The organism is Rhizobium sp. NZLR10 (assembly GCF_019685125.1).
Taxonomy (GTDB): domain Bacteria; phylum Pseudomonadota; class Alphaproteobacteria; order Rhizobiales; family Rhizobiaceae; genus Rhizobium.
This window is the reverse complement of the sequence record NZ_JABDWE010000003.1, coordinates 201,975-218,231: the sequence shown is the minus strand read 5'-3', so window position 1 is coordinate 218,231 and position 16,257 is coordinate 201,975. Positions and strand designations below refer to the sequence as shown.

The window sequence follows — 16,257 nt, the reverse complement described above, 5'->3', positions numbered from 1 at the left end:
CTTATGAATATTCTCATTCTCGGTGCTACAGGCTTTATCGGTTCGGCGGTCGCGGCAAGATTGCTAGAGGATGGCCATGTCATCACCGGGCTTGGCCGGAATCCCGGCCGGGCGCGCCTCCGCCAGCCCAGCATCCGTTGGATCAGCGCAAATCTGGCTAGGATGACCGACGCGGCCGACTGGGCGACGGTACTTGAAGGCCAGCAGATTGTCGTCAACGGCGCTGGCGCTTTGCAGGACGGCCTGTCTGACGACCTTGCCGCCACACAGGAACGGGCGATGATCGCGCTGCAGGGAGCAGCACGCACGGCCGGCGTGAAGTTGATCGTCCAGATATCGGCGCGCACTGACGGCGCCGGTCGTGATCGGCCCTTTCTAGCGACCAAGCGTGCCGCCGACCTGGCGCTTGCGGCAAGCGGCATTCCCTACGTGATCCTGCGCCCAGCGCTAGTGCTCGGCCGAAACGCCCACGGTGGCACAGCGCTGCTGCGTTCCCTCGCTACCATCCCCCTCGTCCTGCCGCTCATCCACGCCGACAGCCCGGTCGAAACCGTCGCCGTCGAAGATGTCGCCGCCGCAGTCTCAGCCGCAATCTGCGGTGCGCTCCCCTCCGGCAGCGATATCGAACTGGCGGCCGAAGAACGGCAAACGCTCGCAAGCCTCGTCAAACTCCACCGCGCCTGGCTCGGCCTGCCGCATGCACCCGTCATTTCCATTCCGCCCATTCTTGCAAGGCCGGTCACATGGCTTGCGGATATGGCCGGTCATCTCGGCTGGCGCTCGCCGCTGCGCTCTACCGCCATGACCGTCATGTCCGAAGGTATCAGCATGGATCGCGCGCCACCGTCAGGCCTGGCGACTCTCTCGGCGGCCGCAACCCTTTCGGGCAATCCCTCCGGCGTGCAGGATCTCTGGTTTGCCCGGCTCTATCTCCTGAAGCCGCTTGTCATCTCGGGCCTCTCCGCCTTCTGGCTGCTCTCCGGCCTGATCCCGTTGCTTGCGATCGAGAAAACATCCACCCATTTCCTGCCGTTTATGCCGGAGGCAGCCGCAACGATGCTGACACTGGCCACCTGCCTGATCGACATCGCGCTCGGCGCCGCCGTCCTTTTCCGTCCGCTGGCCAAACGCGCTCTTCTCGGCATGCTGGCCGTGTCGCTCGCCTATCTCATTGGCGCAAGCCTCATAGAACCGGCACTCTGGCTCGATCCGCTCGGCCCGCTCGTCAAGGTGCTGCCGTCGATCCTGCTGACGCTGACAGCCCTCGCCACCCTGGATGAACGCTGATGCTTGAGCAATGGTTGCTCTTTGCCCATGTCATCGGCGCGACCGTGCTCTTCGGCACCGGCGCCGGCATCGCCTTCTTCATGATGATGGCGCACCGGACACGTGATCCCCGGCTGATTGCCCATGTCGCCGCCACCGTCGTCGTCGCAGACACCGTCTTTACCGCCACCGCAGCCATTCTCCAGCCGGCCACCGGCGCTCTGCTGGCCCGATCGATCGGCTGGGAGCTGTCGGAGGGATGGATCACGCTTTCGCTGCTGCTTTACGTCGTCACCGGCCTGTTCTGGCTGCCGGTTGTCCGGATCCAGATCCGGCTGCGCGATCTCGCCCGCATGGCCGCGGCGTCTGGAAGCGCCTTGCCGCCGGCTTATTTTCGCCTCTACCGCATCTGGTTCGCCTGCGGTTTTCCGGCCTTCTCAGCCGTCGTCGGCATTCTCTGGCTGATGCTGATGAAGCCGGCAATCGCTCTATTTTAGCATCGGCCAGAGGCTCGCCACCAATAGCACCGCCATGCTGATATTGAACCATCTCAGCCGCACCGGATCGGAAAGCCATTCCCGCAACGCCGAACCAAAGCCCGCCCATGTCGATACGCTTGGCACGTTGACGGCTGCGAAAGCCAGGCCGACGAGAAGCACGCTGCCCAAGTAAAGCTCCGGATTGGTATAGGTCGCCATCGCGGTGACCGCCATTACCCAGGCTTTCGGATTGACCCACTGGAAGGCGGCAGCCGAAAAGAATGACATCGGCTCGACGCCGCTCCTGCCTTCGGCGAGCGACCGCGAAGAGGCGATCTTCCAGGCGATCCAGACGAGATAGGCACCGCCGGCAAATTTCAGCGCCATATAGACGACCGGCACCGTATGCAGAACCGCACCGAGCCCGAGGCCGACGCCGATGAGCAGCGAGAAGAAGCCGACACCGATGCCGAACATATGCGGGATCGTCCTGCGGAAGCCGAAATTCACGCCCGATGCAAAAAGCATCATATTGTTCGGCCCCGGCGTGATCGACGTCGTAAAGGCGAAGAGAATGAGGGCGAGAAATGTATCCAGCGGCATGCGACCTCCCGAACCGACCTTCTCGGCCGAGTTCATTTTAGGTCAGCATAACTGTCCTAAACAGCTGACACCATTCCATCATTGTCATGGTGACAGGATTGCTTGAAAGATGGCGATACGGCCCAATCTCTTCGCGAACGGAAGAAAACCCATGCAGGACGACCCGATCCCATCCATTACATTCCCGAACGGCGCGCAAGTGCCGGCACTCGGCCAGGGAAGCTGGGCCATGGGCGAGGATGCCGGCCACGCTAGGGCGGAGATCGAAAGTCTCAAGGTCGGCATCGATCTCGGCATGACGCTGATCGACACCGCCGAAATGTACGGCGACGGCGGTGCCGAAGAGATCGTCGGCCAAGCGATCAGCGGACGGCGCGACGAGGTCTTCATCGTCAGCAAGGTCTATCCCTGGAACGCCAGCCTGAAGGGCACGGTCGAGGCCTGCGAGCGCAGTCTCGAACGGCTTCGCACCGACAGCATCGATCTCTATCTCCTGCACTGGCGCGGCAGCCATCCGCTGGCCGAGACCGTCGCGGCCTTCGAAATGCTGAAGGCATCCGGCAAGATCGGCGCCTGGGGCGTCTCCAACTTCGACACCGGCGACATGGAGGAACTTCTCGGAGTGCCCGACGGCGCCAATGTCGCCGCCAACCAGGTGCTCTACAATCTCTCCCGCCGCGGCATCGAATTCGACCTCTTGCCCTGGTGCCAGAGCCGTAAGATTCCCGTCATGGCCTATTCGCCGATCGAGCAGGGACATATCCTGCATCATCCCGAGCTGATCCGCATCGCCAAGGCCTATCAGGCAACGCCCGCCCAGCTGGCGCTGGCCTTCCTGCTCGAACGCGACGGCGTCATCGTCATCCCGAAGACATCGAATGCTGAACGCGCGGCGGAAAACCGCGACTGCGTCTCGCTCGATATCACTGCCGAGGACTGGCAGGCGCTCGACGCCGTCTTCCCGCCGCCCACCAAGAAAAAACCGCTGGAGATGCTCTGATCTTCAGCGGCTTCCAATTATTACAGCAGCGAGCTTACATGCCCTGCGCGCCGCGATTCATTGCGGCGATGCCGGTGCGGCAGACCTCGATGAGGCCGAGCGGCTTCATGATCGCCACGAACTGATCGATCTTCGATGACTTGCCGGTTATCTCAAGAATAAAGTGACCGACCGTCGCATCCACCACCTTGGCATGGAAGGCATCGGCCAGGCGCAGCGTCTCGGCGCGCATGTCGCCCTCGCCGATCACCTTGACCAGCGCCACTTCGCGCTCGATCGGCCGGTCCTGGCCGAGTTCGCGGGCACGCACCGTCAGGTCGACGACGCGGTGTACCGGTACGATGCGCTCGAGCTGCGCCTTGATCTGCTCCAGCACATGCGGTGTGCCGCGTGTGACGATGGTGATCCGGGAAAGATGCGCCTGATGTTCGGTCTCGGAGACCGTCAGGCTTTCGATATTGTAGCCCCGGCCGGAAAACAGGCCGATGACCCGGGCAAGAACGCCCGGCTCATTGTCGACGAGAATGGAAAGCGTGTGGCTTTCGATCGCCGCCGTTTCCGGCGAAATGAAATAGGCGGAGCCCGTGGGCTGAAGGTGTGCGTTCATGGTCTTGAGTTTCCTCTTCCCTGCCGCATAACCCCGAAAATCGGAAACGATTTTCGGAAAGGATTATGCGCAAATTAAAAATGTCAGACGAGCGCGCGGCCCTTGGCATCGATTGCATTGGCGACCGCTTCGTCCGTGGCCTCATCCGGCAGCAGCATTTCGTTGTGGGCCTTGCCCGAGGGGATCATCGGGAAACAATTGGCGAGATTGGCAACGCGGCAATCGAAAATGACCGGCTTTCTGACCTCGATCATCTCCAGAATGGTGTCGTCGAGATGCTCCGGCTTTTCGCAACGCAGACCGACAGCACCATAGGCTTCCGCCAGCTTGACGAAATCAGGCATCGCCTCGGTATAGGAGTTCGACAGCCGGTTGCCGTGCAGCAGCTGCTGCCACTGGCGCACCATGCCCATATACTGGTTGTTCATGATAAAGATCTTGATCGGCGCATCGTGCTGGATCGCAGCCGACATTTCCTGGATGCACATCTGGATCGAGGCATCGCCGGCAATGTCGATGACGAGGCTGTCGGGATGGGCGATCTGTACGCCGAGCGCTGCCGGCAGGCCATATCCCATCGTGCCGAGGCCGCCGGAGGTCATCCAGCGGTTCGGCTGCTCGAAGCCGAAGAACTGCGCCGCCCACATCTGGTGCTGGCCAACCTCGGTCGTGATGTAGGTGTCGCGGTCCTTGGTATGCGCGTAGAGCCGCTCCAGCGCATATTGCGGCATGATGACATCGCTGCTCCTTGTATAGGCAAAGGAGTTGCGCGCCCGCCAGCGAGCGATATCGGTCCACCAGTCCTCAAGGCGGCCCTTTTCCGGCTTCTTCGGCAGCGCCCTCCACAGGCGGACCATGTCTTCGAGGATATGGCCGACATCGCCGCGGATGCCGATATCGACACGGACGTTCTTGTTGATCGAAGATGGATCGATATCGATATGGATCTTCTTCGAATTCGGCGAAAAGGCATTGAGACGGCCGGTGATACGGTCGTCGAAACGGGCGCCGATGCAGACCATGACATCGCAGTCGTGCATCGCCATGTTGGCCTCATAGGAGCCATGCATGCCGAGCATCTTCAACCAGTTCTTGCCCGAAGCGGGATAGGCGCCGAGGCCCATCAGCGTCGAGGTGATCGGGAAATCGGTGAGTTCGACCAGCTCGCGCAGCAGCTTGGAAGCCTCAGGCCCGGAATTGACGACGCCACCGCCGGAATAGATGACCGGACGGCGCGCATTCGCCATCAGCTCGATCGCCGCATGGATCTGGTTGAGGTCGCCCTGGATCTTCGGCTGGTAGCTCTTCTGGATCGCGTAATCGGCGGGCGGCGTGTAGGTGCCGGTCGCAAACTGCACGTCTTTCGGAATATCGACGACGACAGGACCCGGACGACCGGACTGGGCGATGCGGAAGGCTTCGTGGATGACTGCGGCGAGCTGGTTGACGTCCTTGACCAGCCAATTGTGCTTGGTGCAGGGCCGGGTGATGCCGACCGTATCGCATTCCTGGAAGGCGTCGGAGCCGATCAGCGGCGTCGGGACCTGACCGGTCAGGCAGACGAGCGGGATCGAATCCATCAGCGCGTCCTGCAGCGGCGTGACCGCATTGGTAGCGCCCGGGCCCGAGGTCACCAGCATGACGCCGACCTTGCCGGTGGAGCGCGCGTACCCTTCGGCCGCATGACCTGCCCCCTGCTCATGGCGGACGAGGATGTGCTTGACGTCTTCCTGCTGGAAGATCTCGTCGTAGATCGGCAGGACCGCGCCGCCCGGATAGCCGAAGATATGTTCGACGCCGTTGTCCTTCAGCGCCTTGAGAACGATCTCCGCTCCCGTCATCCGATTGCCTGCCGCCTGATTGTCCGTGCTCATCTGTCTGTTCCGTTTGATGCTGGGATTGCGTTTGTGGCCGGAAGCCCGAATTTCGGGCATAAAAAAAGGCCCCGGAGGAGCCTGTCATCTAGCGCATGGGTGGCTACCGCCGGATGGTTACACCATCCTGCCCATGCGCTTTCCCACCACGATAAGAGCCGTTGCGATTTTCATGGTCGGAAGTGATAGACAGAAAATTTCGCAGCGTCAACGCATGCCGCAATAAAAATCCATCCGCGCTCCTTTACCCTCTAAAAACCATGGTTTGAAGGATTTGTTAAAGGATGGACTTTATTCTTATGTCCCATTGCAGGGAGTAGCCCTTTGCTCAACAACGACTTGCGCGTGTCTGGCAAGGCAGGCGAGCACGATCGCCGCGATGGCCATGCACCGGGAAATCGCTTTCTTGGCCGCGTCGTTGCGTGCAGCGGCTCGCGGGCGACCATTGCTGCCGTCGCCGAAGAAGGCGGCACCGATCTGACCGAACTCTGGTCCGTCGGTCGGCTGATTTCGATCAGTGTCGGCCGCAACCGCGTCGTCGCCCTCGTCTACCAGATGAACACCGGCAGCCATGCCTGGGGCGAAGGCGAGGACAATAATTTCAAAATCGAGACCGAGCTGCTCGGCGAAGTCCGTGTTGATGAGGACGGGCGCGAAGAATTCTCGACCGGCATCTCGTGTTATCCCTATCTCGGCGCCATCGCCCATCGCATCCGCGCTGCCGACCTGATACGCATCTATGATGCGGGAGAGGGCACGACCGCCGTCATCGGCAAGCTGACTCAGGACGAAAGTATCGACGCGGCGATCCACATCCCCTCAATGCTCTCCAAGCATTTCGCCGTCGTCGGCTCCACCGGCGTCGGCAAGTCGACGGCCGTGTCGCTGCTCTTGCACAAAGCGATCGCGGCGGATCCGAAACTGCGTGTGCTGATCCTCGATCCGCATAACGAATTCGCCGCTGCCTTTCCCAACCACGCCGTCACCATCGATACCGATACGCTCGACCTGCCCTTCTGGCTGATGCGATTGGAGGAGTTTGCCGAAGTCGTCTTTCGCGGCCGCCCGCCGGTGCCCGAAGAGCTCGACATGCTGCGCGATATCCTGCCGGAAGCCAAACGCGCCTTCCGCGGCAGTGACAATTCGCTGGTGCGCCGCACGACGGAAAAGAGTTCCATCACCGCCGACACGCCGGTGCCCTACCGCATGGCCGATCTGCTGGCGCTGATCGACGAGCGCATCGGTCGCCTCGAAGGCCGTACCGAAAAGCCCTTCCTCCGGTCGCTGAAAATGCGCCTGATCGCCGCGATCAACGATCCGCGCTACCACTTCATGTTCTCCAACAACACGATCAGCGACACGATCACCGAGACCATCGCGCAGATCTTCCGCGTTCCGGGCGAGAACCGGCCGATCTGCGCCTTCCAGCTCGCCGGCATTCCCTCCGAAGTCGTCAATTCGGTCGCCTCCGTGCTCTGCCGCATGGCCTTCGAGGTGGCGCTGTGGAGCGAAGGCGCCATCCACATGCTGGTCGTTTGCGAAGAAGCCCACCGCTACATCCCCTCCGATCCGAGCCTCGGCTTCGTGCCGACGCGCCAGGCGATCGCCCGCATCGCCAAGGAGGGACGCAAATACGGCGTCTCGCTCGGCATCATCACCCAACGGCCGGGTGAGCTCGACCAGACGATCCTGTCGCAGTGCTCGACACTCTTTGCCATGCGCCTTGCCAACGACCGAGACCAGGAAATCATCCGCTCGGCCATCCCGAACTCGTCGATCTCGACGACGAGTTTCATCTCCTCGATCGGCAACGGTGAGGCGATTGCTTTCGGCGAGGCGATCAGCGTACCGATGCGCATGCGCTTTTCCCGCGTCGACGAGAGCCTGCTGCCGAAGGCGAGCAGCGCCAACAGCAAACACAGTGAGGAAGATCCGGATACGGTCGACCTGCGCAAGATCGTCACCCGCATGCGGGCGGTCACTGTCGGACCCGACATCTCGAATTTCCAGGTGAGCTATGCTGCGTCCGCCGCAGGCCCCGACGAGGCCGATGCAGCCGACGAGGATATCGACGCAATACCCTACGCGCCGCCTGCGCCGTCGTCCGCTCCGCTCGAATCCTACCGGCGCGAACTGCTGCCGCAGACACCGCGACTGGACCCGGTCGCACCGCCAGCGATCGACCCCCGGCTGGACGCGCTCCGCCGCGAGATGCGCCGCGAGGAGCCGGTCTTCCCCCGGCCGGCATCACCGACGGACCAGCCCGCGATCACCCGCCGGGAACCCGGCACGTCGCTGCGCGAAAGCATCCTGAAAAAACCGCTGAGCAGCCTCTACAACAAGGATTGACGCTGGCGCTCGATCTCCAAAGTACGACCCGAAAAGCGTAGCGGTTTTCGGACGACATCATGCCCTACCGTTCCAAGGCGATCAGGGGCTCGACAGCGTCGAGCACACGCTGCCGATCCATCGGCCCAAGCGGCAAGAGTGGCCGCGGCAGCTGTACCTGGGCGAGAGAAAGAACGTCGACCAGCGTATAGACCACACGGATGCTTCCGAAATCCTTGAACGTTTTCCAGAGCGGCTGCAGGAGGCCATCGAGCCGGAGCGTCTCGGCGCGGTCTCCGGCAATCGCGGCTGTGGTTAGCGCAAGAGCAACGCGCGGAAACAAGCCGCCGACGACGCTGTACCAGGCGTCGGCGCCTGAGAGGAGCGCCTCGGCAGCGCCCCAGTCGCCGCTGTAGCCGATCTCAAGGTTCGTCGTCTGACGCAATGCCGCCAGTTCGCCTCTGAAATCGCTGTCAACGGGCAGAGGCATCTTCACCGCCCTGATTGTCTCGATCTCGGAGAGCCGCTGCAAAAGGTCCCGGCTGAAGGTAAAGTGGGTCGTGCCGGGATTGTTGTAGATGCAAAGCGGCAGCTTCGCCGCCTTCGTGACCGCGAGGAAGTGCTGGTAGGCTTCTTCCTGGGTGAGCGGCGTATATGAGACGGGCGCCAGCAGAAGAGCGTCTGCACCAGCGGCCTCGGCATCCCTGGCGAGATCGACGGCATGGTCCGTCCGCAGGGCACCGGCGCCGACGACGAGGGGAACGCGACCTGCGACGCACTCGACCGCAGCTTGAACGGCCCGCAGCCGCTCCTCACGCGTGAGAAAGGCGTAGATCCCGGTGCTGCCGAGAAGGCCGATGGAAGCGACGCCTGCGTCACACAGACGATCCAGCAGGCGGCAGAGGGATTCGGTGTCCACGCGGCCATCTATATCGGCGGGGGTCGGCGGAAAGGCCGAAAGGCTATGAAACGGTGAAGCGACAGACATGATGCGATCCTAAAAGACGGTCGACATGAGAACAACAGGCGCGATCCGGCACCGGCGAAAAACACGGCAAGACTTCCCTCGGTCGCCGACGCAGACTTTGGTAACAGCACCAATGTCGACTATGCCAATGACACTTATCAGATCTCCTGCGATCGCAAAGTACCCGGTTACCATATGCCTGATCGAGACCGACCGGGAGCCGTCGACGAAGGCGGGCTCTTATGGTCACGAACAACCGCACAGAATGAAAGTGGATTTTGCCCAATACCCAGCACAAGTGCGACAGCCGAACGACTTCGCCGCCTCACCTAAACCGTCAGCTGTTCCCAGCTGCCGTCCATCTGGTTGCGGAACCAGGTCATTTGCCGCTTGGCATATTGCCGCGTTGCCGCAGCCCCCTTCTCCAGCACCTCGTCGCGCGTCATCTGGCCCTTCAGCATCGCCGCAATCTGCGGCACGCCGATTGCCTTCATCACAGGGGCCTCGGCCGGCAGACCAAGCGCCACCAGCGTCTTCACCTCGTCCTCCGCGCCCTGCCGCAGCATCTTTTCGAAACGACCGTTGATGCGCTCATGCAGCACCGCCCGGTCCGGCAGCACGACGATCTTGCGAGCCTGGGCAGCGTCGATCACCACTGGTCCGGACCGGCCCTGGAATTCGGCGATCGACCGTCCCGTCGCCTTGACCACTTCAAGCGCCCGGACGATGCGCTGCCCGTCCTGGCGGTTGAGGCTTGCCGCCATGGCGGGATCGGCCTCGGCAAGCTCTGCATGAAGCCCCTCCGGCCCCTCCTCCAGCAGCCGCGCCCTGAATTCCTCCCGTAACGCCTCCGGTATCTCGGGCATATCGGCGAGGCCGCCGGTCAGCGCTTTGAAATAGAGCCCGGTGCCGCCGACGAAGACCGGCAGCCGGCCGGCAGCTCTGAGCGCCGGCAGCAGCACCGCGACATCGCGCAGCCAGGCGCCAGTGGAATAACCGGAACCCGCCGGCACATGGCCGTAGAGATGATGCGGCACACCCTGCATCTCCTCTTCCGACGGGCGCGCGGTCAGCACCTGCAGCGTGTCATAGACCTGCATGCTATCGGCGTTGACGACCGCGCCGCGATGGCGCTTTGCCAGTTCGACGGCGAGAGCGGACTTGCCGCTGGCAGTCGGCCCGGTTATCAGGATCGCGTTCACTGTGCTCAGAAGGTTTTCCATCATGGCCCTCGTTGCCACGCTTGTTGCCAATCCGTCAAATCCCGTGCTGACACCCGCAATCGCCGAAAAGGCGGCCGAGGCGGTGAACGCTGCCGGCCTCTACTGGCTGGCCGACGGCATCGCCTGCGACATCGCGCTGCGTGACGGCATGGATGCGCAAGCGGCCGAGGCCAATATTCTTGCAGTCCTATCAGGCGCGCCGATCGACCTCGTCATCCAGGAGCAGGAAAGCCGCCGCAAGAAGCTGCTGATCGCCGACATGGATTCGACCATGATCGGCCAGGAATGCATCGACGAACTTGCCGCCGAAGTTGGCCTGAAGGAGAAGGTCGCGACCATCACCGCCCGCGCCATGAACGGAGAGATCGCCTTCGAGCCCGCTTTGCGCGAACGCGTCGCCCTGTTGAAGGGCCTGCCGATATCGGTCGTCGACGAAGTGATCGCCAAGCGCATCACGCTGACGGCGGGCGGCCCGGAACTGATCGCCACCATGAAGTCGAAAGGTCACTACACCGCCCTCGTCTCCGGTGGCTTCACCGTCTTCACCAGCCGCATCGCCGCCACTCTCGGCTTCGATGAGAACCGCGCCAACACGCTGCTCGAAGACGGCGGCATCCTCTCCGGCTTTGTCGCCGAACCGATCCTCGGTAAGCAGGCGAAGGTCGATGCACTGAACGAGATTTCGGCAAGCCTTGGCATTTCGCCGGAAGAAGCAATCGCCGTCGGCGACGGCGCCAACGACCTCGGCATGCTGCACCTCGCCGGCGCCGGCGTCGCCCTCCACGCCAAGCCCGCCGTTGCCGCAGAAGCCAAAATGCGCATCGACCACGGCGACCTGACCGCGCTGCTCTACGTCCAGGGCTATAGGAAGACGGATTTTGTGACCGCGTAAACCACGCGACACACACTTCTCCGCCTTCACCCGTGTGACTGTGGCCGCCCCTCTGCCCTGCCGAACATCTCCCCCACAGGTGGGGAGATCGGCTGGGCGCACTGGCTTCCCCAAACAATTAACGTCCAGCACGGCAAAACGATAGATAGGAGGCGCAGGCCATATCCGATCTCCCCCCTTGTGGGGGAGATGCCCGGCAGGGCAGAGGGGGTACCGCACGGCACGCCCTCTCCTCGCTCATTCCAGTGCTTGTCAATGAAGGAAGTCGAGGCCACGGCAGCGAGACGGTCACCGCCGCCGTCCCCTTACTCCATCGGCACCGCCACAAACCGCAGATCGCCGTTTGCCGATGCGATCATCAACTGGGCGTTGCGGCGGCCCTCCTGTTTCAACGCCTGCACTTTGGCGGCGACCGCATCCGGCGACTTCATGAACTCCTGCGCCACCTCGACGATCACATCGCCTGGCTTTAACCCCTTTTCGGCCGAGGCCGAACCGGGCGTCACCTCCGTCACGACGACACCGTCGACGCTCTCGGCGATGCCGAAAGCCTTGCGCGTTTCGGCACTCAAAAGCGACAGCGACAGCCCGAGCACGTTCTTCGGCGTTGCCGCATCCGGCGACACCTGGCCCTGGTGATGGTCGGGCTTGCCCGGTGTGGGCTGCGCCTGATCGTCGGAATCCGGCTGGTCCATGTCGTTGTTCTCGCCGGGATCAGGCGTAATCACCCCGTCATCCTGTGAACCATCGGGCGCCGCATCGTCGGATGCTGCCGCCTGATCGCTGTCCTCGAGCCGGCCAAGTTTGACCTTGACGGTCTGTTCCTTGCCGTCGCGCAGCACCACCACGTCGACTTCCTTGCCGACCGTGCTTTCCGCCACAACGCGCGGCAGATCGCGCATTTCGCTGACGGTCTTGCCGTCGAATTTCAAGATGACATCGCCAGCCTTGATCGAACCATCGTCGACGGGGCCGCCCTTGATGACCCCGGCGACCAGCGCGCCCTTGGCGGTGTCGAGCCCGAGGCTGTCGGCGATATCGTCGGTCACCGGCTGAATGCGCACGCCGAGCCAGCCGCGCCGCGTCTCACCATATTCGCGTAATTGGTCGACGACGCCTGAGGCAAGCTCGGAGGGTACCGAGAAGCCGATACCAATCGAGCCGCCGCTCGGCGAAATGATCGCGGTGTTGATGCCGATCACCTCACCCTTCATGTTAAAGAGCGGCCCTCCGGAATTGCCCTTATTGATCGCCGCATCCGTCTGGATGAAGTTATCGTAGGGGCCGGCATTGATGTTGCGGCCGCGCCCGGAAATGATGCCCACCGTCACCGAGCCGCCGAAGCCGAACGGATTGCCGATCGCCATCACCCAGTCGCCGATGCGCATCGTGCTGGAATCGCCGAATTTCACCGATTTCAGCGGTGCCTTCGGCTCGACCTTCAGCACCGAAAGATCGGTCTTCGTATCCGTGCCGATCAGCTTCGCCTTGAGCTTCGAACCATTGGCAAAATTGATCTCGATGTCGTCGGCACCCTCGATCACATGGTTGTTGGTGACGATATAGCCGGCCGGATCGATGACGAAGCCGGAGCCGAGCGAGCTGACATTATGGTTCGGGCCCTTGTTGCCCTGCTGCTTGTTGAAGAAATCGTTGAAGAATTCCTGGAACGGCGAGCCGTCGGGCGCCCGCGGCGCCGGGCCTGCGCCCTCGTCGTCCTTCACATTCTGCGAGGTCGAGATGTTGACCACGGCGTCGAGCAGCCCCTCGGCGAGATCGGCAACCGAAGCCGGACCACTGTTGGGCACTCCGGGCTGAATTGCTGGGGCCTGAATTGCTGGGGCCTGAATTGGTGAGGCCTGCATCGGTGCGGCCTGCTGCGGTGCGGAGGGTGCAGGCGGCGTAGGTGCAGGAGCGGCCGTTTCCGGAGTAGAAGGAGCGGGTGCAACAACCCCAGGCGCTGTCGTCTCAGGCGCGGTTTGCGCATAGGCGGCCCCGTTCATGCCGGCATGCGCAAGAATTGCAGCGCTGGCCATAAGCGCGAGCGTTCGTCTGAAGGGCGAGCGAGTCGTGGGGGCCATCAAGCATCCTCATAAGCGGTAAATGCGCACATTGAGCACCAGCATAAGGCGGAATGATGGAGGGTGAAATCACCTTTTCGCGAAATCCCCGAGCAATATGATGCGCCCTCGCAAAAGCCTGATTATCTCGACCTTTCCACGAAAAAGGGCCGGCACTCGGGCCGACCCTTCCAGGATTGTCAGGATGCGAATGGCATCCCTTGGCGTCAGTTCGCCGGCTGCGCGGGTGCTGCGGGAGCAGCCGCGCCGGGAATTGCCGCCGCCGGATTTGTCGGCGTTCGCAGGGTGCCGGCGGCATTGTCGAAATAGCGGAAGAATTCCGAATTGGGCGACAACACCAATGTCGTGTCCTGCGACGAGAGCGCAGAGGAATAGGCCGCCATCGAGCGATAGAACTCGAAGAAACCAGGATCCTTGCTGAAGGCGTCGGCGAAGACGCGGTTGCGTTCCGCGTCGCCCTGACCGCGCAGGATTTCCGCATCGCGCTGGGCGCCCGCGGTGAACTCGACAACCTGGCGGTCGGCGATGGCTCGGCGCCGCTGGCCTTCTTCATTACCCTCGGCACGGATACGCTCGGCCTCGGCCAGGCGTTCCGAGCGCATGGCGTTATAGGTGTTGGGCGCAACCTCAGGCGAAAGGTCGGTGCGGCGGATGCGAACATCGTCGATATGCAGGCCGAGATTTTCGGCATCGGTTCGCAGGTCGTCGCGAATCTCCAGCATCATCGCGACACGCTCTTCCGAGAGCGCGGCATTATAATCGCGCAGACCGTAGACGCGGCGAAGCGATGAATCGAGCTGCGCCCTCAACCGCGCTTCTGCGGCCTCGCGATCGCCCGAGACCGTTTCGCGGAAGCGGCGAACATCCGAGATGTTATAGATCACGAAGGCGTCGACGTCGAAGGTTTGACCGTCCTGGACCTGAACGCGGATATTGTCGAGATCGAGCCTCAATGCCTGCTTTTCGACCAGCTGAACGCGGTCGGCATCCATGAAGCCGAAGGGCAGCTTGAAATAGATACCGGGCTCGGTCTTGACCGACTGGATCTGGCCGAAGCGGACGACGATCGCCTGCTCGCGTGCATTCACCACGAAGATGGACGAATAGAGCCCGACCAGAACGATGGCGAGGATGAGGAGTATGATGGGAAGTCTGTTCGATGTCATGGCTCAACCTCCCTGCTGCGCCGGCTTGCCGAGCTCATTGAGCGGCAGATAGGGCAGCACGCCCTGCTTCTCGTCGATAATGACCTTCTTCGAATTCTTCAGTACCTGCTCCATCGTTTCGATGAACAGCCGCTTGCGGGTCACTTCGGGAGCCTTCGCATATTCGTCGTTGATCGCAGTGAACCGCTGCGCCTCACCTTCCGCCTCCTTCACGACGCGGTCCTTGTAGGCGGCTGCATCTTCACGGATTCGCGCCGCATCGCCTCGCGCCTGGCCGAGCTTCTGGTTGGTGTAGCGATTGGCCTCTTCGATCGTGCTGTCGCGGTCGCGACCGGCACGCTGCACTTCTTCGAAAGCATCGGCGACTTCGCGCGGCGGCGCCACGTTCTGGATCGTCACGCCGGTGACGGTCACGCCTGCGCCGTAGCGGTTCATCGTATCTTGCAGGATATTGAGCACGTCCACTTCGATCGGCTGTCGATTGCTGCGGAAGGCGTCCTGCGCCGGACGCCGTCCGACGATTTCGCGCATGGCGCTGTCGGAAACCTGCTGCAGGGTCTCTGCCGGATTTTCGACGTTGAAGAGATAGGCCTTCGGATCACTGACCGTGTAGAACACGGCGAACTGCACGTTGATGACGCTCTTGTCACTAGACAGCATCAGGCCGTTTGAAGACGATGCCGAGGTCGCCCCGATATTCAGCTGTTGCACGGTCACCTTGACGGTCTCGACGGAGTCCATCGGCCAGAGATGAAAATGCAGGCCGGGCATCGAGATCTCGTCCTTCGGCTTGCCGAACCGCAGTTCGACGCCGCGCTCATCCGGCTGCACCACGTAGACGCACTGGATCAGCCAGAAGACGGCGACGATCGCCGCGACGATCACCGCGACGCCGCCGTTGAAACCGCCGGGAATGATGTTGCGCAGCTGGTCCTGGCCGCGCCGGATGATATCTTCCAGATCGGGCGGTCCGCCCTTGCCGCTGCCACCGCCGCGCGGGCGGTTCGGCCCCTGGCCCCATGGTCCCTGATTATTATTACCGCCGCCGCCGCCCCAAGGGCCGCCGCCGCCATTCTGATTGCTCCAGGGCATCAAAACCTCGTTGTTCGTTAAGTCTTCCACGCATCCGGAACCGTGGGGGCTGACCGGTGGATGCGTTGGTGACCGTTATAGGTATCGCCGCATCGGCTTTCAACGCAACGTGAGGAACTTGGTCAATTTAAATGGAAAATAGTTCATTTTCAGCCGTGTCGGCGTTCATAGACGACGAAGCGCGTGGGGTGACTGTCCTTCTCGCCGGCCGGAACCGCGATAGACTCCCCTGCACGCCAGATGTCGGGATCGATCGCGGGGAACGAAGCGTCCCCATCGAGGTCGGCCTCGACATGGGTGATGCACATCCGGTCTGCAAGGCCGATCGCCTGGGCGTAAACCTGCCCGCCGCCGATAATGCAGATCTCGTCGACGCCCGTTTCGATGGCCAGCCTTTCGGCCGCCGTCATCGCCTCCGGCAGCGAATGCGCCATGGAGACATCAGCATGGTCGATCGCCACCTGCCGCGAGATGACGACATTCGGCCGCCCCGGCAGCGGCTTGCCGATTGAATCGTAGGTCTTGCGGCCCATCACGACCGGCTTGCCCAATGTCAGCGCCTTGAAGCGCTTGAGATCGCTCGAAAGCCGCCAAGGCATGTCGCCGTCGCGGCCGATGATGCCGTTGCGCGCAACGGCGACGATAATGGTCTTGCGGATGTCAGCCATGAAATATCCCG

General features: G+C 62.3%; 14 protein-coding genes. 5 read left to right on the top strand and 9 right to left on the bottom strand.

Annotated elements, in window-relative coordinates; all coding sequences use genetic code 11:
• Nucleotides 1-3 precede the first annotated feature (3 nt).
• Together HJB82_RS06665 and HJB82_RS06660 are read left to right on the top strand one after the other, a co-directional pair.
• A complete protein-coding gene (locus HJB82_RS06665; RefSeq protein WP_221132067.1) occupies nucleotides 4-1,287 on the top strand; it encodes an SDR family oxidoreductase in 1,284 nt (427 codons plus the stop codon).
• A complete protein-coding gene (locus tag HJB82_RS06660) occupies nucleotides 1,287-1,763 on the top strand; it encodes a DUF2269 domain-containing protein (protein ID WP_207581070.1) in 477 nt (158 codons plus the stop codon). Before HJB82_RS06665 ends, HJB82_RS06660 begins: the two co-directional genes overlap by 1 nt.
• Here the strand turns inward: HJB82_RS06660 and HJB82_RS06655 are convergent.
• Nucleotides 1,755-2,348: a LysE family translocator gene (locus HJB82_RS06655; protein WP_207581071.1), complete on the bottom strand. Its 594-nt coding sequence runs from the start codon at nucleotides 2,346-2,348 to the stop codon at nucleotides 1,755-1,757. The genes HJB82_RS06660 and HJB82_RS06655 overlap by 9 nt on opposite strands.
• 151 nt (nucleotides 2,349-2,499) lie before the next feature.
• Here HJB82_RS06655 and HJB82_RS06650 point away from each other — a divergent pair, with 151 nt between their 5' ends.
• Nucleotides 2,500-3,348, top strand: coding sequence for an aldo/keto reductase (locus HJB82_RS06650; RefSeq protein WP_221139734.1), 849 nt, complete (start codon nucleotides 2,500-2,502; stop codon nucleotides 3,346-3,348).
• A 34-nt stretch (nucleotides 3,349-3,382) separates the two neighbouring features.
• On the opposite strand, the gene ilvN is transcribed toward HJB82_RS06650, so the two are convergent.
• Both ilvN and HJB82_RS06640 read right to left on the bottom strand, forming a co-directional pair.
• Nucleotides 3,383-3,955: an acetolactate synthase small subunit gene (gene ilvN, locus HJB82_RS06645; RefSeq protein WP_207581073.1), complete on the bottom strand. Its 573-nt coding sequence runs from the start codon at nucleotides 3,953-3,955 to the stop codon at nucleotides 3,383-3,385.
• 83 nt (nucleotides 3,956-4,038) lie between these two features.
• Nucleotides 4,039-5,829, bottom strand: a complete 1,791-nt coding sequence (locus HJB82_RS06640; protein ID WP_207581074.1) for an acetolactate synthase 3 large subunit — start codon at nucleotides 5,827-5,829, stop codon at nucleotides 4,039-4,041.
• A gap of 324 nt (nucleotides 5,830-6,153) precedes the next feature.
• Here HJB82_RS06640 and HJB82_RS06635 point away from each other — a divergent pair, with 324 nt between their 5' ends.
• Nucleotides 6,154-8,178 carry an ATP-binding protein gene (locus tag HJB82_RS06635; protein WP_207581075.1) on the top strand — a complete coding sequence of 675 codons (2,025 nt, stop codon included), beginning with the start codon at nucleotides 6,154-6,156 and terminating at the stop codon, nucleotides 8,176-8,178.
• Between the two features lie 64 nt (nucleotides 8,179-8,242).
• Here the strand turns inward: HJB82_RS06635 and HJB82_RS06630 are convergent, their stop codons facing one another.
• Nucleotides 8,243-9,145 (bottom strand): dihydrodipicolinate synthase family protein, encoded by a 903-nt coding sequence (locus tag HJB82_RS06630; RefSeq protein WP_207581076.1) that lies wholly within the window; start codon nucleotides 9,143-9,145, stop codon nucleotides 8,243-8,245.
• Nucleotides 9,146-9,453: 308 nt separating this feature from the next.
• The gene (gene miaA / locus HJB82_RS06625; protein ID WP_207581077.1) at nucleotides 9,454-10,350 is read right to left on the bottom strand and encodes a tRNA (adenosine(37)-N6)-dimethylallyltransferase MiaA; all 897 of its coding nucleotides are present in this window, start codon (nucleotides 10,348-10,350) and stop codon (nucleotides 9,454-9,456) included.
• Here miaA and serB point away from each other — a divergent pair.
• Nucleotides 10,349-11,239 carry a phosphoserine phosphatase SerB gene (serB, locus tag HJB82_RS06620; protein ID WP_207581078.1) on the top strand — a complete coding sequence of 297 codons (891 nt, stop codon included), beginning with the start codon at nucleotides 10,349-10,351 and terminating at the stop codon, nucleotides 11,237-11,239. The genes miaA and serB overlap by 2 nt on opposite strands.
• 305 nt (nucleotides 11,240-11,544) lie before the next feature.
• On the opposite strand, the gene HJB82_RS06615 is transcribed toward serB, so the two are convergent.
• The 4 genes from HJB82_RS06615 to HJB82_RS06600 all read right to left on the bottom strand — a co-directional run bounded on the left by HJB82_RS06615 (nucleotide 11,545) and on the right by HJB82_RS06600 (nucleotide 16,246).
• Nucleotides 11,545-13,320: a Do family serine endopeptidase gene (locus HJB82_RS06615; protein WP_207581079.1), complete on the bottom strand. Its 1,776-nt coding sequence runs from the start codon at nucleotides 13,318-13,320 to the stop codon at nucleotides 11,545-11,547.
• 206 nt (nucleotides 13,321-13,526) lie between these two features.
• Complete coding sequence (gene hflC, locus HJB82_RS06610) at nucleotides 13,527-14,486, bottom strand: protease modulator HflC (protein WP_207581080.1); 960 nt, start codon at nucleotides 14,484-14,486, stop codon at nucleotides 13,527-13,529.
• A 3-nt stretch (nucleotides 14,487-14,489) separates the two neighbouring features.
• On the bottom strand, nucleotides 14,490-15,578 hold the full coding sequence (gene hflK / locus HJB82_RS06605) for an FtsH protease activity modulator HflK (RefSeq protein ID WP_207581081.1): 1,089 nt from the start codon (nucleotides 15,576-15,578) through the stop codon (nucleotides 14,490-14,492).
• Nucleotides 15,579-15,727: 149 nt separating this feature from the next.
• Nucleotides 15,728-16,246, bottom strand: a complete 519-nt coding sequence (locus HJB82_RS06600) for a dihydrofolate reductase (RefSeq protein WP_207581082.1) — start codon at nucleotides 16,244-16,246, stop codon at nucleotides 15,728-15,730.
• Between the last annotated feature and the right edge of the window lie 11 nt (nucleotides 16,247-16,257).